This window comes from Klebsiella michiganensis, assembly GCF_002925905.1.
GTDB classification, from domain to species: domain Bacteria; phylum Pseudomonadota; class Gammaproteobacteria; order Enterobacterales; family Enterobacteriaceae; genus Klebsiella; species Klebsiella michiganensis.
Genome location: NZ_PRDB01000001.1, coordinates 341,689 through 364,071, shown reverse-complemented (window position 1 = coordinate 364,071; position 22,383 = coordinate 341,689). Strand labels below are relative to the sequence as shown.

Here is a 22,383-nt window from a genome sequence, read left to right as displayed (position 1 = left end):
CTACAAACTAACTCATGTGGAGTAAAAGCAATGAAAACAAACACAAGCTTGATCCTCACCGTTGCCATCCTGGCGTTGTCCGGTTCCGCTTTAGCCGAAGTCAAAATCGCCCTCGTGGCGAAATCATTGGGAAATGGATTCTTCGAAGCAGCGAACGTCGGCGCGCAGGAAGCGGCCAAAGAGTTAGGCGATGTCAAAGTGATCTATACCGGCCCGACCACCACCACCGCCGAAGCGCAGATCGAAGTGCTGAATGGTTTGATCGCCCAGGGGGTGGATGCGATCGCCATTTCCGCTAACGATCCCGACGCCGTGGTGCCGGTACTGAAAAAAGCGATGCAGCGCGGTATTAAGGTGGTCTCCTGGGACTCCGGCGTCGCGCCGGCGGGCCGCCAGATCCATCTTAATCCGTCCAATAACGCGCTGATTGGCGAAACCAACGTTAAGCTCGCCGCCGATGCGCTGAAGGCGCTGAACGTGGAAAAAGGCGATGTGGCGATTTTAAGCGCCACCCCAACCTCCACCAACCAGAACATCTGGATTGAGGAGATGAAAAAGGTGCTGCCGCAGTACCCGTCCGTCAATCTGGTGACCGTCGCCTACGGGGACGATCTGTCGGATAAAAGCTACCGCGAAGCGGTGGGCCTGCTGAAGTCATATCCTGACCTGAAAGTGATCGTTTCGCCTTCGTCGGTGGGGATCGTGGCCGCCGCGCAGGCGGTGAAAGATCAGGGCAAAATCGGCAAGGTCTACGTCACCGGGCTGGGGCTGCCGTCGGAAATGGCCGGGGCGATTAAGTCCGGTGCCAGCAAAAGCTTCGCCATCTGGAACCCGATTGACCTCGGCTACGCCGCCACGTATCTGGCCGACGATTTAGTCAAAGGCACGGCGACCAAAACCGAAGCCAATATGGGCAAGCTGGGCAAAGTGAAGCTGGACGCCGACGGTAGCGGCGCGATGGCCGAACCGTTCGTCTACGATGCGAGCAACATCGATAAGTTCTCGAAAATTTTCTAACCCTGTTTCCTCACTCCGGCCCTCTTCCAAAAGAGAGGGAGAAAGTCAGGCCCTCTGCGCACTGCTGCCAGCGAGCACTGAACGGTTCCCTCGCCCCTTTGGGGAGAGGGTTAGGGTGAGGGGTGATTTTACGGAGAACTATCATGTCAGCATCCACCCCACTGCTGTCGCTGAAGGGCATCACCAAGGTTTTTCCCGGTGTGCGCGCCCTTGAAAACGTACAGCTCGATCTCTGGCCCGGCAAAGTGACCGCTTTAATCGGCGAAAACGGCGCGGGGAAATCGACGCTGGTCAAAGTGATGACCGGCATTTATCAGCCCGAAGAGGGCGAGATTCTCTATAAAGAGATCCCTATCCAACTGCCGAACCCGGAGTCGGCGCATAAGGTCGGGATCACCGCGATTCATCAGGAAACCGTGCTGTTCGACGAACTCTCGGTCACCGAAAATATCTTCGTCGGCCAGTATCTGCATCGCGGCCTGCTGAAGAAGCTCGACTGGCCCGCCATGCACCGCAAAGCCAGCGAAATTCTCACCCGCCTCGAGGTACAGATTGACCCGCGCGCGACGCTGAAAACCCTCAGTATCGCCCAGCGCCATATGGTCGCCATCGCCCGGGCGCTCTCCTTTGAAGCTCAGGTGGTGATCCTCGATGAGCCGACCGCCGCGCTCTCGCAGCATGAAATTCTGGAGTTCTATCAGATCGTTGAGCGCCTGAAGCAGGACGGCAAAGCGATCCTGTTTATTTCGCATAAGTTCGATGAGATTTTCGAGCTGGCGGACTACTACACCATTCTGCGCGACGGCGTGTACGTCAGCTCCGGTGCGATTAACGACATCACCGAAGAGCGGATGGTGGCGATGATGGTGGGCCGCGCGATTACCCAAACCTACCCGAAAGTCGATTGTATCCCAGGGGAAACGGTGCTGGAGGTGAAAGACCTCTGCCACCCCACCGAGTTCGCCCATATCAGCTTCAGCCTGCGCAAAGGGGAGATCCTTGGCTTTTACGGGCTGGTGGGCGCCGGGCGCACCGAGCTGATGCAGGCGCTCTCCGGAGTCTCGCATCCCTCTTCCGGCGATATCGTGCTGAAGGGAAAACCGATGCGCTTTCGCCAGCCGGCCGACGCGATCGGCGCCGGTATCGTCTGCGTGCCGGAAGAGCGGCAGAAGCAGGGAGTAATTATCGCCCTGCCGATCGCCCAGAACATCAGCCTGCCGCAGCTCAGCAAACTGAACCCCGGCGGCGTGCTTAACGACGCCCGCGAATGGCGGCTGGCGGACGAGTACGCCTCGCGCCTGCAGGTTAAGGCCTTTAGCTGGCGGCAGGCGGTGGAAACCCTTTCCGGCGGCAATCAGCAAAAAGTGGTGATCGGCAAATGGCTGGCGACCCATCCCGAGGTGATTATCCTCGACGAACCGACTAAAGGCATCGATATCGGCTCCAAAGCGGCGGTGCACCAGTTTATGTCCGAGCTGGTCAGCCAGGGGCTGGCGGTCATTATGGTCTCTTCGGAGCTGCCGGAAGTGATGGGCATGGCCGACCGGATTATCGTGATGCACGAAGGGCTGATGGTGGCCGAGTATCGCGCCGGTGAAGCGACGGCGGAAACCATCGTCAGCGCCGCCAGCGGCGCCGGTCGGGAGGCAGCGTAATGGGTAAACAACTGCTTAAACACCGCGAAGCGTTGCTGGCGGCGGCGATCGTTTTGCTGATCGGCGCTATCGGCAGCCGGGCGCCGTCGTTCGTCTCGCCGGGCAATCTGGTGGAGATGTTTAACGACACCGCCATTCTGATCGTCCTCGCCCTCGGCCAGATGATGGTACTGCTCACCAAAGGCATCGATCTGTCGATGGCCGCCAATCTGGCGCTGACCGGGATGATCGTCGCGCTGCTCAACGCCCACTATCCGGGTATCCCGGTGGCGGCGCTGCTGGCACTGGCGACCCTGCTTGGCCTGCTGATGGGGATGATTAACGGCCTGCTGGTCTGGCGGCTCGGCATTCCGGCCATCGTGGTCACGCTGGGCACCATGAGTATTTATCGCGGGATTATCTTCCTGCTTTCCGACGGCGGCTGGGTTAACTCGCACCAGATGAGCGCCGATTTTCTCGGCCTGCCGCGCGCCTCGCTGCTGGGGCTGCCGCTGCTGAGCTGGTGCGCCATCGCCGCGCTGCTGCTGGTGGGCTATTTCCTCCGCTACAGCCGCACCGGCCGGGCCTTGTACACCGCGGGCGGCAACGCGACGGCGGCGTACTACACCGGGATTAACGCCGGGAAAATGCAGTTTGTCAGCTTCTGCCTCTCCGGCGCGCTGGCCGGGTTCTGCGGCTATCTGTGGATCTCGCGCTTCGCCGTCGCCTATGTCGATGTCGCCAACGGTTTTGAACTGCAGGTGGTCGCCGCCTGCGTCATCGGCGGCATCAGCACCATGGGCGGAACCGGTCGCGTGCTCGGCTGCCTGTGCGGCGCGCTGTTCCTCGGCGTTATCAATAACGCCCTGCCGGTGATCGGCATTTCGCCGTTCTGGCAAATGGCCATTTCCGGCGCGGTGATCGTCATTGCGGTGCTGCTTAACGAACGCGGTAATAAAGGTAGCGGACGATTAATCCTGCGCAACGCGGCGCTGGCGCGGCAGAAACAGGCGGTGAAATCATGAGCAAAATAATGATATCTGAAGAGATGAAAAGCGCCCCGGCCGCGCCGTCGCCGCTGCGCCGCTTGCTGTGCTGGGAAGGGTTTCTGCTGGCGGTAACCCTGGCGGTATTCGTGGTTAACGCCCTGGCGTCACCCTACTTCCTTAATATCTGGAACCTGTCGGACGCCACGTTTAACTTTACTGAAAAAGCGATCATCGTGCTGCCGATGGCGATGCTGATTATCGCCAGAGAGATCGACCTTTCGGTAGCCTCGACGATGGCGCTGAGCTCAACGGCGATGGGCTTCTGCGCGGCGGCGGGTATGGATACGCCGCTGCTGGTGGCCGTCGGGCTGGGCGTGGGGCTGCTGTGCGGCCTGTTCAACGGTATCCTGGTGACGCGCTTTAACCTGTCGTCGATTGTGATCACCATCGGCACCATGAGCCTGTATCGCGGAATAACCTACATTCTGCTGGGCGACAAGGCGCTCAATCACTACCCGGACAGCTTCGCCTGGTTCGGCCAGGGCTACGTGTGGGGGGCGCTCTCTTTTGAGTTCGCGCTGTTTATCCTCCTCGCCGCCGCCTTTACCTTCCTGCTGCATAAAACCAACTTTGGCCGCCGGACCTACGCCATCGGCAATAACCCGACCGGAGCCTGGTTCTCCGGAATCAACGTCAAGCGCCACAATCTGGTGCTGTTCGCGCTGGTCGGGCTGATGGCCGGGCTGGCGGCGGTCCTGCTGACCTCGAGGCTCGGCAGCACCCGCCCGACGCTGGCGATGGGCTGGGAGCTGGCGGTCGTCACGATGGCGGTGCTCGGCGGCGTCAATATTCTCGGCGGCTCCGGCAGCATGGTGGGGGTGATTATCGCCGCCTTCCTGATGGGGCTGGTGACGTTTGGCCTGAGCCTGCTCAACGTGCCGGGGATCGTGATGTCGATCATTATCGGCGCGATGCTGATCGTGGTGATCTCGCTGCCGATTATTACCCGGCGGATGATGCAGCGAAGACGAATTTAATTTCCCCTTCACCCTAATCTGACCGGTACGTGTAGCCCGGGTAAGGCGCCAGCCGCGACCCGGGGGCGGGTGAAGGGAAACGGATTACCCAAAATCAACATTAAGGAGAATTATCATGAGTTTTATGTTGGCACTGCCCAAAATCAGCCTCCACGGCGCGGGCGCAATCGGCGATATGGTCAAGCTGGTGGCGGGTAAACGCTGGGGCAAAGCGCTGATCGTCACCGACGGTCAGCTGGTGAAGCTGGGGCTGCTCGACAGCCTGTTTACCGCCCTGGATGAACAGCAGATGTCTTACCATCTGTTTGACGAGGTGTTCCCTAACCCAACGGAAGCGCTGGTGCAAAAAGGCTACGCGGCGTATCGCGAGGCCGGGTGTGATTACCTTATCGCCTTCGGCGGCGGCAGCCCGATTGATACCGCCAAAGCGATAAAAATCCTCACCGCCAACCCGGGGCCATCGACCGCCTACTCCGGCGTCGGCAAAGTGAAAAACGCCGGCGTGCCGCTGGTGGCCATCAACACAACCGCCGGCACCGCAGCGGAGATGACCAGCAACGCGGTTATTATCGACGCCGAGCGCCAGGTAAAAGAGGTGATTATCGACCCCAATATCATTCCCGATATCGCCGTCGATGACGCCAGCGTGATGCTGGATATCCCGCCATCCATTACCGCCGCCACCGGCATGGACGCGCTGACCCACGCCATTGAAGCCTTTGTTTCCGTGGGCGCGCATCCGCTGACCGATGCCAACGCCCTGGAAGCGATTCGCCTGATCAACCTGTGGCTGCCGCAAGCCGTCGACGATGGACACCACCTTGAAGCCCGCGAGCAGATGGCGTTTGGCCAGTATCTGGCGGGCATGGCGTTTAACAGCGCCGGTCTCGGCCTGGTGCACGCGCTGGCCCATCAGCCGGGCGCTACCCACAACCTGCCGCACGGCGTGTGCAACGCCATCCTGCTGCCGATCATCGAAAACTTTAACCGGCCGAACGCGGTTGCCCGCTTCGCGCGCGTGGCGCAGGCGATGGGCGTCGATACCCGCGGTATGAGCGATGAAGCGGCCAGCATGGAGGCCATCAACGCCATCCGCGCGCTAAGCAAACGCGTCGGCATTCCGCGAGGCTTCAGCCAGCTTGGCGTCAGCAAAGCCGATATTGAAGGCTGGCTGGATAAAGCGCTGGCCGACCCGTGCGCGCCGTGCAATCCGCGCACCGCCAGCCGCGATGAAGTCCGCGAACTCTATCTGGAGGCATTATGATCCGCAAAGCTTTCGTGATGCAGGTAAACCCGGACGCGCATGAAGAGTATCAGCGCCGTCATAACCCCATCTGGCCGGAGCTGGAAGCGGTGCTGAAAGCCCACGGCGCGCACCACTACGCGATTTATCTCGATAAAGAGCGCCATCTGCTGTTCGCCACGGTGGAGATTGAATCCGAAGCGCGCTGGGACGCCGTCGCCGGGACCGAGGTATGCCAGCGCTGGTGGCAGCATATGCGCGATGTGATGCCTGCCAATCCGGACAACAGTCCGGTAAGCGCGGAGCTTAAAGAGGTGTTTTATCTGGAGTAAAACTATGGCTGCCCCGTTGTGCTGAGCGGGGCAGCCGTTTCAAGCGCTTAGAAGAAGTACTTAAAGCGCACCCGCGCGCCGTAGCGATCGTCATCATCCCCCTGGCTCAGCTTCTCGTCGCTATCCAGAATGGAGTAATAGGCGCCGAGATAGATATTAAAGTTCTGCATATTCATCACGTTCGGAATTTGATACGACGCGTGGAAGGTATGAATATTGTAGGTGCCTTCATCCTTAATCCAGCAGTCGTTATCGCAAATCACCCCGGCATAATCGCTGATTTTGTTATGCGCGTAGATATATCCCAGCTCGAAGCGCCGCCACAGCGCGTTCACCCCGGCGGTCAAATCCTGTTCGTTGCTGGCGTCCATATAAGCGGTGTTCAGATTAACCACCACCCCGTCCTCCGGGTCGCGCTTCAGGCCGTTCCAGGTCATGGTCAGGCCATAGCCGGTGCGCCCCGACTGATCGATAAAGTTGCCCTGGGCATCTTTATAGCCGTAGGCGTTCTGCACCACGTTCGCTTCCATGGCCGCGGCAACGGAAAATTCGTCTTTCGCCCATGACACCACCGGGCGCAAATAGGCGACGTTCTTTTTCTGCTCCATATCACGACCATGGTAGCCACCGTTGTCGTACAGCGACGTACCGTCTTCCAGCAGGGTGTTGAGCTCAAAATACCAGTTATCAAGCTGCTTGCTCAGCAGGAAGTTGCCGCCTGCGTCAGAGCGGCCGCGACCCTCTTTCATCATATAGATATAGCCATGGCCGTCGCTGTAGAGGTCGTTGGCGGTATTACCGGAGTGCTCGACGAAGGTGTCCTGATTCAGCGGGAACATATCGTACGCTTCAAAGCGCCCCACTTTCACCTTCCAGTCGTTCTCCTGACCAAAGAAGAATACCGCGTCGTCGAGGTTCATCGAGCCGGTCATATCCGCCAGCGGCTGGACAGAGAAACCGGCAAAATAGCCGTTATCCGTTTTGCGGATACCGTCGAAGCCGAGCAGGATACGGCCGTTTAAATCCCACTTATCATAGGTGGGATCGCTGCCGACATCGGCGTTGGTCATCGCCAGCAGGCCGTGTTTGCTTTCCGCGTCCATGTTGAACTCCACGTCGCCGTAGATTTTCAGATCGCCATAGCCGGATAATTTCAGCTCCGGGACGCTAAGATTCTTTTTACTCTCCGCGGTTGCCGCCGCGCTGTTTACCGGCACACGGGTTTGCGCCGCCTGAATAGCGGCATTCTGCTTCGCCTGTAAATCCCGCACCTGGCCTTCCGCTACCGTCGCCCGGCTTTCCGCGGCGGCAAGCCGCGCTTCAAGCTGTTCCATTCGTTGTTCCAGCGTCAGTTGATTATTTTTCCCGACCGCCGATCCCGTTATTAAACACAAGCCTAGCGCTATTGATAATGTTGTTTTATTCATTTTTATTTTCCCAGAGGTAAAAGGTGGGATAAGGTGAATAAAAATATTCACCTTTTATATTTTGATTTTTATTTAGCAGAAGAATGAATGAAATAACGTGTAATCTGCCTCCTTAAATAACGTTATTCGCTATACGGATTAACAAACAGAGTGAATATTAATTTCCAGCAACCGGTGTCGCCCTGAAGGCATTACGCGCTCGGTCTATGACCACCTGTGCGTCACTGCCGCTATCAAGTATCGTGTTTTGCACGGATTCTTTTTCTACCTGCACGGCGACCGCATCGAGTTCTTTTAACCTGGCCGTCGTCAGCAAAGCGCTGACCTGCGCCGCAAAGCAGGCATCCTCTTCGGAGGGCTGCGACTGCGCCGCTGACGTCTCCGTGGTCGCCACGATATGGTTATTCGCAATATAATTCCCTTTGCCGGAAACAAGGCGAATGATGACCGGTTTTATTCCCTGCGGATTGAGATACTGGACATCAATCGTTTCGGAAATATGATTAGCAATAACCGAATTATTACTGCCGTTTATATGCAGCAAGCCATAGGCATCATCCAGGCCGTTGTCATAGGCCTGCATCGGCGGCCAGGGTTCACGATCGCGCAAGAAATGGTTTGCCGAGATCAGATTCTCCGCACAGTTGTTCTCGAGAACGAGCATTCCCGGATAAAATGAATGGAATCGATTGCTGGTGATGCTAGAGCGGACCACGCCCGATAAGTGCACGCTGCTTGCGCCACGGGGGAAAATATTGTTGGTAGAAATCAATAACCCCCCGAAGTTTTGCGCGTAAATAGAATAGCCTTTATAGCCCGCGCCAATCAGGTTATCGGTTATTTTTGAAGCCTGCCCGGCGCCACGCAGCTCGATACAGTTACCGCATTCGGCGATAAAGTTATTATGGATCGCCATTGCATCGCTATTGTACGTGGTGAGGCCATGCTCCAGATAGATAAATCCCATCCCGGTAATGCGGAAAGCGTCCTGCGCGCTGGCGATATAAATCCCGGTTTTGCCGTTCGTATAGCTATTTTCCGGGTCGTTGTTTCCCAGCCCATCATCAACAAAGTGCAAACCATCAATACAGAAGTTTTCGAACGCCACCGAACTGATACGCGGCGCCCCGCTGCGTTTCACGTAAAATGCAGCGCCAGCGTGTTCTTCATCGCCGGGCTGCGGGCAGAGATCGACCAGGATACGGCTCCCGCCCGGCCATATATCGTGCAAATTCGCCCACTCGTCCGCCGGCGTATTAAAGCGAATGCTCGAGGAGACAAAACCATGCCCGGAACCCATAATTTTTAAATAACTGATATCAATTAAGACCTGCGTCTTCAGATGATAATCGCCAGGCGGAATATAAATCGCGGCGCCCGGTTTACCCCCGTCGTTAATATCGGTTTCAGTTTGTCGCGATTTAATATCGGCGAGAATACTGTTAATGACTTCGCCAATATCCTCATACGGGTTGCCGACGTGCCACTGCGTAACATCATAATAATTTTTACGTACCATGAAAAACCGCCTCTAATGATAATAAGAAATCGAACATCAACGCTTAAATTTGACTTTGCTTATTCCTGCGAATACGTCGAGCGATATTGCGTAAGCTGTGCCGGCGCGCCGGAGAGCTGGATCCGGGTGAGCTGACTGCATGAGTAATAGCGTCGCGTACCGCATACGCTGCCCTGATTTGCGAAGACCTCAACAATCCCGGCATCAAAACACAGGGTGACGTCGCTGACGCCGGCCACCGGCGCGCGGTAACGCCCATCGTCCCGGCCTTTTTCATATAGCGTCAGATTTTTACCCTCCTGTTCGAGGATGATTTGCTGGCCGTTATCGCCCGTTAACGTCAAACGGAAACCACCGGCAGGCATAAAGGTTACAATGCCGGCTTTACAGCCTTTCTCATTAACCCAGATTTCACCGTCATCCAGCGCATGGCGGCTGACGACCAATGATTCCGGCGGCAGCTCCGGCATCATGCATAGCCGCTGCTGCGTATTGAGATGAAAGCGACGCGGGAGCGACATTTCCCCCGAGTAAGCGGAATCCACCGGTTTCTGCGTCGCCCAGTTATATAACCAGGCAAAGCCGATTCTTCGGTCGTCCTCGCCCCAGGTTTGCAGGGCGTAGAAATCCGTACCGAAATCTAAAGTCTGTAGCGGCTGCTCGGACGGCGTGAAATAGCCGTTCCGGAAAGTACCGGTCTGGGCAAAAAGCAAATTATGCCGCCCGGTTGTCGGCTCCGTATAGCCAACGACGCCGATAATTAATACCCATACGCCATCCAGGCAGAAGAAATCCGGGCATTCGACGCAGCGACCGCCGTTTTCGCGAAAATAGCCGGGAGCGACATACAGCACATGATGGAACGTCCAGCGTTCACTATCCGCAGAGTGAAAGAGCAGCATCACCGGATCGCCGTTTACCGACGCGCCGAGGATCATATAAAAAGTGGCATCGGCCTCTTCGTACCACACTTTTGGATCGCGGAAATCGCAGTCCACGCCCGCAGGCAGGTCGGTTAAGACGGTTTTCACCCATTCCGGCTTATCGTAGTCGTCGTGCGCAACGGCCATTTTCTGCACTTCCCGGTAGCCGCGATACAGATCGTAAGCCGGGAGCCGTTCGGTATACCAGAAGCGGGTTTTTCCTTGTTTATCAATATACGCGCTGCCGGAAAACGCGCCGCCCGTCGCGCCTAGCGCCGAAAGATTCTGCTCTGGCTGGAGGAAAACCGGATAATGCCGCCAGTGATACAGATCGCGGCTCACCGCATGATTCCAGTGCATGGGGCCCCATTGGCTGGAGTGCGGATGATACTGGTAAAACAGATGCCACTCGCCGTTCTTGTAGTGCAGCCCGTTAGGGTCGTTCATCCAGCCGGTACGGGGCGAGAAATGCAATGCCGGACGCAGCGGCTCCCGCAGATACTCGTCAGCAATATCCTGACCGCTCATCAGGCGCAAATCCTGCCCGGCTGTCGCGATAAAGGTAACGCCGCGCGCGCGCAGTGAATCCGGATGCCAGGTGTAACAAAGCGATATCTCGCTATATTCCGGCAGCCACTCCAGGGTGGCAACGCCGTCCTGAAACGAGGTCCAGGTAAAATACTGGAAGTAGCGCGGCGCCTCCTGAATCTTAAATACAACCTGACCGTTCACGCGAATAGAAAACAGGGGTTGCGCCGCCGGTTCGGACGCTTTCAGCCACAAATCAATGCGCTGACCTTGTTTAATATTAAATGACAGGGACATCCTGAACCTCCTGTGGTTGACCGCGACCTTTTTCCAGCTCACGTTTTGCAAGATCCGTTTTGATTTTCTCAAGGAACGCGTTATTCAGCTTGAAGTAGCGCACCAGATACGCGCTGATGAAATAACTCACCATCGGCAGCAGTGAGAACATCATGATAATGCCTTGAATGGTCTGCGAATTTTGCTGCGGCTCATTCGCGACATAGCCGGTAAACGCCAGAATCCAGGCGACGATAGCGCCGGCGACCGCCAGCCCCATTTTGAGCATAAACAGGTTTCCCGCGAAGGAGATGCCGGTCAGGCGTTTACCAAATTTCCAGTCGCCGTAGTCATCGACATCGGACATCATTGCCCACAGAATGGGGCCAGACTGAATTAAATGCAGAACGTTAATAATGATGAATAGCGTCATCAGCGGGGTCAGGGATTGCGGATCAACAAACCACAGCGCAAATGAGAGAATGCCGAGAATAATATTAATAATGCGGAACAGCGCCAGCTTATCAAAGCGATCGGTCAGCGGTTTGGCAAGCACGCTGCCCAGCATATTACAGGCCACGCCCAGCGCCATAAAGAAGGTAATAAATCCGACCGACTCTTTCATGACGTAAGTAGCATAATAGATAGTGACGCCGCCGCGGATAAATGCCGGGAAAACGTTCAGGAAGGTAATAGTGATCATCAAGAGCCACTGATCGTTTTTGATAATATCCCGCAGGTCTTTCTTCAACGACTCGTTTTGCTTAACCGACACCACCCGCTCTTTAATGCTGGAAAAGCAGAACAGGAACATCAGCGTTGCCGCACCGCCCATAATGATCATGGTTAGCTGGAAACCTGAGGCGCGGTCGCCGTTACCCAGCCAGTCCGTTAACGGCAGAATAGAGGAGGAGATAATTAATGTTGCCAGGCCATTAAGGAAAAAGCGCCACGACAGGCAGCCCATGCGCTCTTTCTGATTGAGCGTAATGACGCCGCCGACCGAGCAATAGGGAATATTAATCGCGGTATAAATCAGCGACATGACCAGATAGGTAACCCAGGCATAGATAATCTTGCCGTTCATGCTCAGTTCTGGGGTCGTGAACATCAGTACCGCGCCCAGACCAAACGGAAACGCCATCCATAATATCCATGGACGGAATTTTCCCCAGCGCGTCACGGTGCGGTCGCAGATGGCCCCCATCAGCGGATCGCTAAAAGCGTCAAAGATGCGGATAACCAGGAATAATGTGCCCACCACCCCGGCGTTCAGGCCATATACATCGGTATAAAACCACGTCAGATAGAGGGCCAGTACGCTCCATATCATTCCTGAACCAGCGTCACCCATGCCGTAGCCGATCTTCTCCCTCAGCCCCAGCTTTTCATAAGCGCTTGGCTTTTCCATTGCGGTAGCAGACATAAATATACCTATTTTTTGTTAAAAGGAGCCCATGGCGCCAAATGTCGCGCCATTTCTAAACATAAATCCCTTACAGGGAAGTAATATTAATTTTTACGCTGCTCTCACGAATAATTAACCGCGAGACAATTTCGTGCATTTCAATACTGTCCGGCTGCTGTTGATGTTTCACCATCTGAAACGCGAGGTGAGCAATTTCATTTACCGGCTGTGCAACGCTGGTGATTTTTTTAGTTTGCGCCAGCAGGGTATTATCAAAGCTGGCAATTGCAATATCTTCAGGAACGGAGATGCCCTTTTCTTTTAGCCCATCGATAATATAGTTTGCCGCAATATCGTTATACACTAACAGACAGGTACAGGTTCGCGTCGGCTCGCTGAGTTTCTCGATAATGTCATCAAGAATACTAATATGGCCTGATATCTTTTCACCCTCGCCTTTGGCTATCCAGAACGAATTATCTCTAGCAAGCTTTAAACCGTGACTCGATATTTTTTTGCTGTACGACGAGACCTTGCGGCTATCCACCCCTTCCTGGGCAACAAAGCCAAATGAAAGATGGCCCGTATGAATAAAATGTTCCGCAATACTTTCCGCCCCCCGATCCTGGTTAATCGATACGGAATTGAAGAACCGGGACACCTGGGTGACAACGGCGACCGGGATCCGGGTAATGCTTAACCATTCTGAAAGTTCGGCTTCAGCCTCTGTCGGCACCCATAGCAAGCTGTCAATGCCCATCCCCACTAAGGTCTGAATAATATGTTTATCCTGCTGCGGCTGGTTCTGATGCGTTTTAACGATCACCGATTTGCCGATATACCGGGCCTCTTCTTCCACCGTCGCCAACAGTTCGCAGAAGTGAGGATTCACCAGATTAGGCAAAACCACACCAATCAGCCCTGAACATTTCCCGCTAAGCTGAAACGAACTCTTGCTGGGGACATAGCAGAGATAATCCATCGCATCACGCACCGCCTGCCGCGTTTCCGGCACGACGCTGGGATGATTGTTAAGCACTCGCGACACGGTCGCCGTCGAGACCCCAGCTCTTTTCGCTACGTCTTTAATGGATGCCATGATGATTGAATACGCCCCCTAACACTGGCGCTCACTATAAATGGCGAGCGCGGTTGAAAATGTAAGCCAGTTCACATGTTGCTTTGTTACATGGAATCACGTTTAGCCTTCGCAAATTCATCACCCTATTAGGGGTTTTTATTAAAACCTGGCGAGAATATATTACGGACACCATCAACAGGAAAGCAGAATACAGGAAGGGAGAATAAGAGATTATGCTATTGCTGCGGGATGACGTTGGCTGGCGCGATAAATACGCAGCATGCGGGGATCCGGGGATGGCCTATGAACGCCTGGCCACGGCAGCCTGCGGCGCGCGACCATTAGCGTTTAAATTGTAGAATTAAAGATGACATGCTGGGCGCGCCGAGTTTTTTCAGCGCTTTGATTTTATGCGTGCTCACGGTTTTAATCGTAATACCCAGTGATTTCCCTATGTGATGATACTGCTTTCCGCAGCACAGCATCCTGATAACTTGATACTCTTTATGGGTCAGCAGGGCCTCCCAGCGGGAGATATAATTATTACAATGGTAGCCCTTCAGTATCAGTGTAAAATATTGCCATATTTCATCTTCAGTTGAGGAAACATGATAGCGCGCATAGTGCGGCAAATCAGAAAGGCTGCTCCAGAATGAGCGAAAAACAAACACGGCGATGTCTCTGGCCTGCCTTTTTAGATAATCGCCAAAAACAAACGCATCGTAGATGTTTTCTCCTTCACCAAACGTTTCCATTAGCACGCCGGAGAGCGCAATGCTCTCCATTAGCGTTTTTAAGCTTTTCAGATCATGACAAAAGTGCAGCCGAATGGCGGTCAGTGACTTTTGTTCTTGCAGGCTACTTAGCCCCAGACAGAAATAGCGATTCGGGGACATTACGGCCACATCTAAAATAGAACTCATAATGAATTAACACCATTTTATAATATATTTTTTATTTTCCGGAGTGAATTGACCACGGGCCGTGAAAATAATCAATCGGCAGCATCAGCGTATCACCAATAAACGACAGTGGCGTATCCAGGGTCCATAATGTTCCCTGAAGATAATTATAATCATACTCGCTGTCACCGCGGATCACCGCGATATCCGTTTTAACCCCTGGATACCACGTTTCGCCCTCCGCCAAAGAGGTTCTTCCCATGACGCTGCCGCAGCCCGTCAGCAGGAAACAGACAGCCATACACACCATCGCTTTCGCATTCATATCATCTCAGCCATCAGGATAACGTCGGTACCGTGCCGGCGACGCGAATATCCATCTGCGGATAAGGAATCGCAATATGATGTTCGTCCAGCGCCTCTTTAATATTCTCCAGCAGATCGTAATAGGTATCCCAGTAGTGGGTGTTTTTCACCCACACGCGCACGGTAAAATTAAGTGACGAGGCGCCAAGTTCGGCCAGACGAACGGTGGTATCACGCTGCCGATCGATGCGTTTGTCAGCATCGATGACCGCCAGAATAACGCGCTTCACTTCCGCAATTCGGCTATCGTAGCCGACGCTAATCATCAAATCGATACGCCGGAAGGGATGGCGCGAATAGTTAACGATACTGTCGGCGATAATTTTGCCGTTCGGGATCACCACGTCTTTATTATCCGCGGTGAGTAAGGTGGTGGAAAATATATGTACGGTTTCCACCACTCCGGTAATGGCGCCGATCTGCACCAGGTTTCCGGCCCGGAAAGGACGTAGCGTGACTAACAGTACGCCAGCGGCAAAGTTTGATAGCGATCCCTGCAGCGCAAGCCCCACCGCCAGCCCCGCCGCGCCGATGACCGCAATAATTGAGGACGTTTCTATACCTAAGGAAGGTGCGAATAAGCAGGTCATTTCTTCCCAAGCTGACTCGCTGATTAAAATTTCGCGGATCTGGGCCGATTTTTTTCCCGCAAACACATCGAATCAGCCTATTTAGGCTATTTTTTCCACCATTTCTGGCGTTATTTCCGGTTTTTACTGAGATCTCTCCCACTGACGTATCATTTGGTCCACCCGAAACAGGTTGGCCAGGGTGAATAACATCGCCAGTTGGTTATCGTTTTTCAGCAGCCCCTTGTATCTGGCTTTCACGAAGCCGAACTGCCGCTTGATGATGCGAAACGGGTGCTCCACCTTGGCACGGATGCTGGCTTTCATGTATTCGATGTTGATGGCCGTTTTGTTCTTGCGCGGATGCTGCTTCAAGGTTTTTACCTTGCCGGGACGCTCGGCGATCAGCCAGTCCACATCCACCTCGGCCAGCTCCTCGCGCTGTGGCGCTCCTTGGTAGCCGGCATCGGCTGAGACAAATTGCTCCTCTCCATGAAGCAGATTACCCAGCTGATTGAGGTCATGCTCGTTGGCCGCGGTGGTGACTAGGCTGTGGGTCAGGCCACTCTTGGCATCGACACCAATGTGGGCCTTCATGCCAAAGTGCCACTGATTGCCTTTCTTGGTCTGATGCATCTCCGGATCGCGTTGCTGCTCTTTGTTCTTGGTAGAGCTGGGTGCCTCAATGATGGTGGCATCCACCAAAGTGCCTTGGGTCATCATGACGCCTGCTTCGGCCAGCCAGCGATTGATGGTCTTGAACAATTGACGGGCCAGTTGATGCTGCTCGAGCAGGTGGCGGAAATTCATGATGGTGGTGCGATCCGGCAGGGCGCTATCCAGGGATAATCGGGCAAACAGGCGCATGGAGGCGATTTCGTACAGGGCATCTTCCATGGCACCGTCGCTCAGGTTGTACCAATGCTGCATGCAGTGAATACGCAGCATGGTCTCCAGCGGATAGGGCCGTCGGCCATTGCCCGCCTTGGGATAAAACGGCTCGATGACAGCGGTCATATTCTGCCATGGCAGAATCTGCTCCATGCGGGAGAGGAAAATCTCTTTTCGGGTCTGACGGCGCTTAGTGCTGAATTCACTATCGGCGAAGGTGAGTTGATGGCTCATGATGTCCCTCTGGGATGCGCTCCGGATGAATATGATGATCTCATATCAGGAACTTGTTCGCACCTTCCCTAGTACTACTAGCTGGCTCACACGCATAAGTGTACCCCCATGCCACCGACGACCACCCCGCCAGGGTTACACCCAGAATTAAAAACAACCGCGAAAATAATTGCATCACTGACACCTTTCACTTAATTTATTCACCGGCTGCTGCTTCGCGCTCTCCGGAAGTTGATATTTCACCACGCAGTGCTGTCCGGCGCTCTCGCCCCACTGCACTTCCAGCATGCCGTTCAGCGGCAGCCCGGCGAGGTACGCCTGGCCGTCGTCGCCGACGATGGTGCTGTTGCCCGCCTTCTGGCTGACCGTGGCGCCGAACGGGGACCGGCTTGCCGTTATGCATCAGGGTCATCAGCGCGCGCACCCCGACGTGGGCGTTAAATTCGGCGCGCACCAGCGCCCCCTGGGTCGGCACCACGTTGGTGACCGCGTCGTCAATATCGACGTTCTGTCCCATGGAGTTGGTATTCAGCGCTACGCGGTTCTGGCGATAGGTGGTGGCGTACGGGATCACCGCGTAGCCGCGCCAGTCGGTTTTCACCCCGGTGGCGTTTTCCAGCTCGACGCCGGCCGCCCCCGGCGCTTTCACCAGAATGTTGGTGTCGCCGAGCGGCTGGCTAAGGGTGACGCCGTTGCGGTGAACCACCACGCCGCCGCTGACCCCGTAGTTCACCTGGTGATAGCCGTCGCTGTAGTTGTAGCCGGCCTGCAGGTTACCGTAGGTGCCCTGATAGCTCATGTTGGCGTTACCGCTGTTGCTGGTGCCGTGGTTGCCGTCGCTCTCCTGCACGTTGTAGCTCAGGTTGTTATCCGCCAGCAGCGTACCGTTGATGCCGGTCGTCCCGGTGGTCTTACCGTGCTGATCGGTGGTGGTGCCAAAGCTCATATTGGTGGTGTTGGCCGAACGGTAGATATCCGCGCTATGGTTGCTGGAGAGCCACTGGCCAATCGGTAGCGAAATATTAAAGGCGTAGATCTGGTCCGCCTCATCTTCCCCCGGCGACTTGTCATAGTTCCACGTCAGGCTATAGGAGATGCCGTTCCAGCTGCCGTTATAGCCCACCTGCAACATGCGATCTTTCTCATCGGTGTGCCAGTAGGTCTGTTCGGAGCCGGTGACAAAAATCGAGCCGATTTTGCCGACCTGCTGCGAAATATTAAGCTGCGCTTTGCCTTTTTTGGTGTAGTAGAGATCGTAGTAATCGGTCCACACCGGCTTATCCTGCTTACCGTCGTGATCCTCATCTTTCCACTCATTGTCGCCGGTATAGCCGCTCATGCTTTTATACGTCGTCTCGTCGAGGGTGTAGAACCCCTCCGTCGAGTAGCGATAGCCCAGCAGCTGGAAGTTGGTGCCGAGATCGTTCAGCGCCTTGGCGTAGAGGAAGCGCACCGACTGGCCGTCGTGCTGGCTGCCGTCGGCGAGGGTGCTGTTGGCCTGGGTGATATCGGCGGAGATCGCGCCGAAATCACCCATATTCAGCCCGGCGCCCAGCGCAAAGGCGTGGTAGTCGTTGCTGACCTGCGAACCGCCGTACAGCGTGAAGCCATGCGGCAAGCCGTAGATTGCCGTTCCCTGGGCAAAATTGACCTCATCCTGATCATCGTTGGTGCTGCGGTATTTACCGGCGGTCAGGGCGTATTTCAGTCGTCCTTCGCGCTGCAGCAGCGGCACCGCGGAGTACGGCACGGTAAAGGTATTTTCGCTGCCGTCGCTCTCTTTTACCGTCACCTGCAGGTCGCCGCTCGACGAGGTCGGGTAGAGATCGTTGATGGCGAAGGCGCCCGGCGAGACGTAGGTCTGGTAAATAACGTAGCCGTTCTGCTTGATGGTGACCCTGGCGTTGCTCTTCGCGATACCGCGGACCGTCGGCGCAAAGCCCTTCAGGCTGTCCGGCAGCATGTTGTCGTCGGAGGCAATCTGGACGCCGCGAAAGCCGAGGCTGTCGAAAACGTCCGACGGGGTGTAGCTTTCCCCGAGCGTAAGCTCCGCCTTCAGCGGCGCAATCGTACGCTCGACGTAGGTGCTGATATGCTCCCACTTATTCTCCGTTTCACCCTCGCCGCTGGTGTAGTTCCAGGTGGAGTAGTCGCGCAGGCGCCAGGCGCCGAGGTTCAGGCCGCTTTGCAGGTTGAGATAGTAGCTGTCTTCTTTGGTATCACCCCCGCTGTTGCCGCCGGTGAAGTCATAGTTCAGCAGCAGCGCGTTGATCCCCTGGTCCCACTCTTCCGGGGGGATATACCCGCGCGCGCTCTGCTTCAGCGCCGCCTGCGGCACGCTGATGTTCAGCTGCTGATGCTCAAAGTCGAACTCGGTGGAGGATTCCGGTATGGCGGCAAAGGGCACGCACTGCTCCGGCGCCAGCTTCGCCAGGCCCGGGAAGGCTTTGGTATTGACCCCCATCTGTTCCAGACGCGCGGTGGTAAAGCACGGCGCCAGCCCGGTATCATCCTGGCCGCCTTTTGCCGCTTTAAAGTTTACGTCTTCCGTGGAGACCAGCTGCTTATTCAGATAAATATCAACGTGATATTTACCCGGGGCCTGGCTATCGCCCTTTTCAAAATGCGAAAGATCGGCCACCGCGTTAGGGTCGTCCGATAAGAATGCGGGGGCTTTGTTGAATAAATCGAACTTTTGCTGAGTTGAAGGATCAGATCACGCATCTTCCCGACAACGCAGACCGTTCCGTGGCAAAGCAAAAGTTCAAAATCACCAACTGGCCCACCTACAATAAAGCCCTCATCAACCGTGGCTCCATAACTTTCTGGCTGGATGATGAAGCTATTCAGGCCTGGTATGAGTCGGCAACGCCTTCATCACGGGGAAGACCTCAGCGCTATTCTGATCTCGCCATCACCACCGTTCTGGTCATTAAACGCGTGTTCAGGTTGACCCTGCGGGCTGCACAGGGTTTTATTGATTCCATTTTTACACTGATGAATGTTCCGTTGCGCTGCCCGGATTACACCAGTGTCAGCAAGCGCGCAAAGTCGGTTAATGTCAGTTTCAAAACGTTCACCCGGGGTGAAATCGCGCATCTGGTGATTGATTCCACCGGGCTGAAGGTCTTTGGTGAAGGCGAATGGAAAGTCAAAAAACACGGCAAAGAACGCCGTCGTATATGGCGAAAGTTGCATCTGGCAGTTGACAGCAACACACATGAAATCATCTGTGCAGACCTGTCGCTGAACAATGTGACGGACTCAGAAGCCTTCCCGGGTCTTATCCGGCAGACTCACAGAAAAATCAGGGCAGCATCGGCAGACGGCGCTTACGACACCCGGCTCTGTCATGATGAACTGCGGCGTAAGAAAATCAGCGCGCTTATCCCACCCCGAAAAGGCGCGGGTTACTGGCCCGGTGAATATGCAGACCGTAACCGTGCAGTGGCTAATCAGCGAATGACCGGGAGTAATGCGCGGTGGAAATGGACAACAGATTACAACCGTCGCTCGATAGCGGAAACGGCGATGTACCGGGTAAAACAGCTGTTCGGGGGTTCACTGACGCTGCGTGACTACGATGGTCAGGTTGCGGAGGCTATGGCCCTGGTACGAGCGCTGAACAAAATGACGAAAGCAGGTATGCCTGAAAGCGTGCGTATTGCCTGAAAACACAACCCGCTACGGGGGAGACTTACCCGAAATCTGATTTATTCAACAAAGCCGAATGCGGGGTTAAAATAGTTATCCGCCAGCGCGGATAACGGTAATGCCGATAAGGTTGCCGGCAAAATAATACGGTATACCCGACGCCGGGCAAATAGAACCTGCATCACCGCGAGGGTGATATATTTTATTTTTAACGTCATTATTTTGCCGACCTGTTTATTATTCTATTATGGCTTTCTGTTCGGGCGAGTTTGCCCCGTAATCATTAATGGTCTGGAAGGTGATATTTCCCTGCGCGTTCGCCGGCAGTTTTAAATCCGCCTGCGACATCGGCGCCACCATTGTCGTCGGTAACGTTGCGGTACCGGCGTGTATCTGTACCAGCGTCATATAATAGGGCGTGGGGTTTTTCACCGTCAGGGTATTACCGCTTTCGTGGAAGCGCAGCTTCGCCGGCGCATCAATCGAGGCCATCGGCAGATTTTTCGGGCGGACAAAAAGTTTAATCCGGCTCAGCACCGCAATCTGCAGGGTATTTTTCCCTTTGGTGTCTTTTGCCGCCGAGGGAATCGCTTTGACGTTAACCCAGTAGAGGCTTTCGCGATCCGCCGGCAGATTATTCGGCCCGACGTACATAATGCGCAGCGTATTTTCTTTCTGCGGCTTCATCACAAACAGCGGCGGGGTGATGACAAAATCGCTGCTTTTGCTTTCGCTGGCGTTTTCCACCCATGACTGAATTAAAAAGGTGGCCTTCGGGTCGGTATTATTCACCGCCAGTGAGACCTGATTATTGCCCTGCGGATAGATGACGCGGGTGGAACCTAATGATACCCCGCCGTTCGCCGCGGCGTGCGCCTGGGTTTCGGTTTGCGCCTGCGCCGCGGGCGCGGCCAGACCGGCACCGGCTAACGCCAGCGCAACCAGAGACAGGCGGGAAAAAGAAATAACGGACATAAAGTGCCTTTCACAATAAAGATTTGCCGCGGACGGCATCAGGAAATTACAAATAGGTTAACGTGAACCAGGTTTGTGCGTTTGCATCCCCTGCCACGACGGTTCTCGAGGTCGCGCGATATTTGGCGACAAAATTGAGTACGGTCGTATTGTCCTGAATAGCGGTAAAATTCATCGGCTGCGTGTTCGGGATAATTTGATTTCCCTGATTATCAAAAATGCCTAACCCGACGCCCTGCGCGCTCTGCGCACCGTCGGTCACCGCCAGTACCCCCGGATCTTTGCCATCCGTCAGGCCGCGAAAGGCCACGCTAACTTGCTGGCTCACCGTGGTATCGCAATCCTTCAGCGTAATGGTAAACGCCTGCGGATCTGTCCAGCTTCCCAGCCCATGAAATTCATTGGAGCGCACCTGCCCCATCTCAACGGTTAAATCCTCGCTACCGGCATCCACCGCGCAGGCGGCATTGACCACGGCGCCCTGAAACTCAACGTCGCCGCCCTTTACCGTTACCACGTGGTGGTTGCCCGCCTGTGCCAGAGCGGGAAACAAAAACGCCCCCGCGAGGGAAAACGCCTTCAGCCGTTGTGTAGTGAAATTCATATCTACTCCTTTCAATGACACAGCCGCCGTCCCTGGCACAGGATCCCTAAATGAAAATGACTGACGCGACCTTACTGGTAAGTCACGTTGAACGTGGCAGTAGTGTCCACGCTACCGGCAGTCGCGGTATCCGCAGTCTGGTAGTAGTCAGCGGAGAAGTTCAGAGTGTTGTCGCCGTCGATCAGCGTAACTGCCTGAGACGCGGTACCCAGATCCAGCGCAGAGCCGTCTTTGTCATAAATCTGGATGCCGACGCCTGCCGCGCTACCCGCGCCAGAGGTGTTGTCCAGCACGCCAGCTTCGCCCGCCGCCGCGTTGCCGTCGAAGGTCACAGATGCCTGAGAAGCGACGGTGGTATCGCAGTCAGCCAGCTTGATGCTGAACGGGGTTTTCTGGTTAGCAACGGAGTCTTTACCGGTGAGGGCAGCCAGACGAACCTGACCCATGTTCACAATCTGGTTGCTGGTGTCTGCGGTTACCGCACAGGCTGCATCGACAACAGAGCCTTTAAACTCAACGGTGCCGCCCTGAACGGTGGAAGAAGACCCGCTGGTCGGTAAAGCAGCCATCGCAGAAGAAATACCGCCAGCCATAACCATTGCCAGAACGACGCTTTTTACCATAAATGCTTTTTTCATTTTTAATCCATACACATTAAATTGATTTTGTATTCCCTCATTAATTACCGTTTACTTTTTTATGGCCGAAGCAATTACCAGGGAACGTTCCCCGCGGCGATAAAAAAGACGGTTTAAATATAAGAAGACACTCCGT

General features: G+C 55.1%; 19 protein-coding genes and 2 pseudogenes. 7 read left to right on the top strand and 14 right to left on the bottom strand.

Annotated elements, in window-relative coordinates:
* Nucleotides 1-30: 30 nt before the first annotated feature.
* From rhaS to rhaM, 6 genes are all read left to right on the top strand, one after another.
* A complete protein-coding gene (gene rhaS, locus CDA56_RS01780; protein ID WP_004127197.1) occupies nt 31-1,017 on the top strand; it encodes a rhamnose ABC transporter substrate-binding protein in 987 nt (328 codons plus the stop codon).
* A 143-nt stretch (nt 1,018-1,160) separates the two neighbouring features.
* Nucleotides 1,161-2,672, top strand: coding sequence for a sugar ABC transporter ATP-binding protein (locus CDA56_RS01775; protein ID WP_102803645.1), 1,512 nt, complete (start codon nt 1,161-1,163; stop codon nt 2,670-2,672).
* A complete protein-coding gene (locus CDA56_RS01770) occupies nt 2,672-3,676 on the top strand; it encodes an ABC transporter permease (protein WP_032751732.1) in 1,005 nt (334 codons plus the stop codon). The genes CDA56_RS01775 and CDA56_RS01770 overlap by 1 nt, the downstream gene beginning before the upstream one ends.
* Nucleotides 3,673-4,677, top strand: a complete 1,005-nt coding sequence (locus CDA56_RS01765; protein WP_102803644.1) for an ABC transporter permease — start codon at nt 3,673-3,675, stop codon at nt 4,675-4,677. The genes CDA56_RS01770 and CDA56_RS01765 overlap by 4 nt, the downstream gene beginning before the upstream one ends.
* Before the next feature lie 115 nt (nt 4,678-4,792).
* Nucleotides 4,793-5,941, top strand: coding sequence for a lactaldehyde reductase (gene fucO / locus CDA56_RS01760; RefSeq protein ID WP_064378058.1), 1,149 nt, complete (start codon nt 4,793-4,795; stop codon nt 5,939-5,941).
* Nucleotides 5,938-6,252: an L-rhamnose mutarotase gene (rhaM, locus tag CDA56_RS01755; RefSeq protein ID WP_014227413.1), complete on the top strand. Its 315-nt coding sequence runs from the start codon at nt 5,938-5,940 to the stop codon at nt 6,250-6,252. The genes fucO and rhaM overlap by 4 nt, the downstream gene beginning before the upstream one ends.
* A gap of 47 nt (nt 6,253-6,299) precedes the next feature.
* Here the strand turns inward: rhaM and CDA56_RS01750 are convergent, their stop codons facing one another.
* From CDA56_RS01750 to CDA56_RS31180, 10 genes and pseudogenes are all read right to left on the bottom strand, one after another.
* Nucleotides 6,300-7,679, bottom strand: a complete 1,380-nt coding sequence (locus tag CDA56_RS01750) for a carbohydrate porin (RefSeq protein WP_025106557.1) — start codon at nt 7,677-7,679, stop codon at nt 6,300-6,302.
* A gap of 157 nt (nt 7,680-7,836) precedes the next feature.
* Complete coding sequence (locus tag CDA56_RS01745; protein WP_103815184.1) at nt 7,837-9,198, bottom strand: NosD domain-containing protein; 1,362 nt, start codon at nt 9,196-9,198, stop codon at nt 7,837-7,839.
* Between the two features lie 59 nt (nt 9,199-9,257).
* Nucleotides 9,258-10,946 (bottom strand): glycoside hydrolase family 32 protein, encoded by a 1,689-nt coding sequence (locus CDA56_RS01740; RefSeq protein WP_102803642.1) that lies wholly within the window; start codon nt 10,944-10,946, stop codon nt 9,258-9,260.
* The gene (locus tag CDA56_RS01735) at nt 10,930-12,351 is read right to left on the bottom strand and encodes a glycoside-pentoside-hexuronide (GPH):cation symporter (RefSeq protein ID WP_032751738.1); all 1,422 of its coding nucleotides are present in this window, start codon (nt 12,349-12,351) and stop codon (nt 10,930-10,932) included. Before CDA56_RS01735 ends, CDA56_RS01740 begins: the two co-directional genes overlap by 17 nt.
* Before the next feature lie 70 nt (nt 12,352-12,421).
* Nucleotides 12,422-13,432 carry a LacI family DNA-binding transcriptional regulator gene (locus CDA56_RS01730; RefSeq protein ID WP_064375288.1) on the bottom strand — a complete coding sequence of 337 codons (1,011 nt, stop codon included), beginning with the start codon at nt 13,430-13,432 and terminating at the stop codon, nt 12,422-12,424.
* 323 nt (nt 13,433-13,755) lie between these two features.
* Nucleotides 13,756-14,337 carry a helix-turn-helix domain-containing protein gene (locus CDA56_RS01725; protein ID WP_032751739.1) on the bottom strand — a complete coding sequence of 194 codons (582 nt, stop codon included), beginning with the start codon at nt 14,335-14,337 and terminating at the stop codon, nt 13,756-13,758.
* A 31-nt stretch (nt 14,338-14,368) separates the two neighbouring features.
* A complete protein-coding gene (locus CDA56_RS01720) occupies nt 14,369-14,641 on the bottom strand; it encodes a YceK/YidQ family lipoprotein (protein WP_032751740.1) in 273 nt (90 codons plus the stop codon).
* Between the two features lie 13 nt (nt 14,642-14,654).
* Nucleotides 14,655-15,248 (bottom strand): annotated as a pseudogene (locus CDA56_RS01715) (mechanosensitive ion channel domain-containing protein); the annotation flags it as partial.
* Between the two features lie 147 nt (nt 15,249-15,395).
* Nucleotides 15,396-16,376: an IS5-like element ISKpn26 family transposase gene (locus tag CDA56_RS01705; RefSeq protein WP_000019441.1), complete on the bottom strand. Its 981-nt coding sequence runs from the start codon at nt 16,374-16,376 to the stop codon at nt 15,396-15,398.
* Nucleotides 16,377-16,550: 174 nt separating this feature from the next.
* A pseudogene (locus tag CDA56_RS31180) lies at nt 16,551-19,017 on the bottom strand (fimbrial biogenesis usher protein).
* Between the two features lie 62 nt (nt 19,018-19,079).
* On the opposite strand from CDA56_RS31180, the gene CDA56_RS01695 reads away from it, so the two are divergent.
* Nucleotides 19,080-20,048, top strand: a complete 969-nt coding sequence (locus tag CDA56_RS01695; protein ID WP_023279773.1) for an IS5 family transposase — start codon at nt 19,080-19,082, stop codon at nt 20,046-20,048.
* Nucleotides 20,049-20,089: 41 nt separating this feature from the next.
* Here the strand turns inward: CDA56_RS01695 and CDA56_RS30825 are convergent, their stop codons facing one another.
* The 4 genes from CDA56_RS30825 to CDA56_RS01680 all read right to left on the bottom strand — a co-directional run bounded on the left by CDA56_RS30825 (nt 20,090) and on the right by CDA56_RS01680 (nt 22,247).
* On the bottom strand, nt 20,090-20,248 hold the full coding sequence (locus CDA56_RS30825; protein WP_165795148.1) for a hypothetical protein: 159 nt from the start codon (nt 20,246-20,248) through the stop codon (nt 20,090-20,092).
* A gap of 19 nt (nt 20,249-20,267) precedes the next feature.
* The gene (locus tag CDA56_RS01690) at nt 20,268-21,005 is read right to left on the bottom strand and encodes a fimbria/pilus periplasmic chaperone (RefSeq protein ID WP_025106542.1); all 738 of its coding nucleotides are present in this window, start codon (nt 21,003-21,005) and stop codon (nt 20,268-20,270) included.
* A gap of 46 nt (nt 21,006-21,051) precedes the next feature.
* Nucleotides 21,052-21,609: a fimbrial protein gene (locus CDA56_RS01685; RefSeq protein ID WP_014227395.1), complete on the bottom strand. Its 558-nt coding sequence runs from the start codon at nt 21,607-21,609 to the stop codon at nt 21,052-21,054.
* 71 nt (nt 21,610-21,680) lie between these two features.
* A complete protein-coding gene (locus CDA56_RS01680; RefSeq protein WP_025106540.1) occupies nt 21,681-22,247 on the bottom strand; it encodes a fimbrial protein in 567 nt (188 codons plus the stop codon).
* Between the last annotated feature and the right edge of the window lie 136 nt (nt 22,248-22,383).

Excerpts from the sequence above, each read along its gene's own strand:
- CDA56_RS01770 (WP_032751732.1), top strand. The coding sequence starts at position 2,672 with ATGGGTAAACAACTGCTTAAACACCGCGAAGCGTTGCTGGCGGCGGCG.
- rhaS (WP_004127197.1), top strand. The coding sequence starts at position 31 with ATGAAAACAAACACAAGCTTGATCCTCACCGTTGCCATCCTGGCGTTG.
- CDA56_RS01685 (WP_014227395.1), bottom strand. The coding sequence starts at position 21,609 with ATGAATTTCACTACACAACGGCTGAAGGCGTTTTCCCTCGCGGGGGCG.
- CDA56_RS01745 (WP_103815184.1), bottom strand. The coding sequence starts at position 9,198 with ATGGTACGTAAAAATTATTATGATGTTACGCAGTGGCACGTCGGCAAC.
- CDA56_RS01690 (WP_025106542.1), bottom strand. The coding sequence starts at position 21,005 with ATGTCCGTTATTTCTTTTTCCCGCCTGTCTCTGGTTGCGCTGGCGTTA.
- CDA56_RS01740 (WP_102803642.1), bottom strand. The coding sequence starts at position 10,946 with ATGTCCCTGTCATTTAATATTAAACAAGGTCAGCGCATTGATTTGTGG.
- CDA56_RS01725 (WP_032751739.1), bottom strand. The coding sequence starts at position 14,337 with ATGAGTTCTATTTTAGATGTGGCCGTAATGTCCCCGAATCGCTATTTC.
- rhaM (WP_014227413.1), top strand. The coding sequence starts at position 5,938 with ATGATCCGCAAAGCTTTCGTGATGCAGGTAAACCCGGACGCGCATGAA.
- CDA56_RS01765 (WP_102803644.1), top strand. The coding sequence starts at position 3,673 with ATGAGCAAAATAATGATATCTGAAGAGATGAAAAGCGCCCCGGCCGCG.
- CDA56_RS01750 (WP_025106557.1), bottom strand. The coding sequence starts at position 7,679 with ATGAATAAAACAACATTATCAATAGCGCTAGGCTTGTGTTTAATAACG.
- fucO (WP_064378058.1), top strand. The coding sequence starts at position 4,793 with ATGAGTTTTATGTTGGCACTGCCCAAAATCAGCCTCCACGGCGCGGGC.
- CDA56_RS01705 (WP_000019441.1), bottom strand. The coding sequence starts at position 16,376 with ATGAGCCATCAACTCACCTTCGCCGATAGTGAATTCAGCACTAAGCGC.
- CDA56_RS30825 (WP_165795148.1), bottom strand. The coding sequence starts at position 20,248 with ATGACGTTAAAAATAAAATATATCACCCTCGCGGTGATGCAGGTTCTA.
- CDA56_RS01735 (WP_032751738.1), bottom strand. The coding sequence starts at position 12,351 with ATGTCTGCTACCGCAATGGAAAAGCCAAGCGCTTATGAAAAGCTGGGG.
- CDA56_RS01680 (WP_025106540.1), bottom strand. The coding sequence starts at position 22,247 with ATGAAAAAAGCATTTATGGTAAAAAGCGTCGTTCTGGCAATGGTTATG.
- CDA56_RS01720 (WP_032751740.1), bottom strand. The coding sequence starts at position 14,641 with ATGAATGCGAAAGCGATGGTGTGTATGGCTGTCTGTTTCCTGCTGACG.
- CDA56_RS01730 (WP_064375288.1), bottom strand. The coding sequence starts at position 13,432 with ATGGCATCCATTAAAGACGTAGCGAAAAGAGCTGGGGTCTCGACGGCG.
- CDA56_RS01775 (WP_102803645.1), top strand. The coding sequence starts at position 1,161 with ATGTCAGCATCCACCCCACTGCTGTCGCTGAAGGGCATCACCAAGGTT.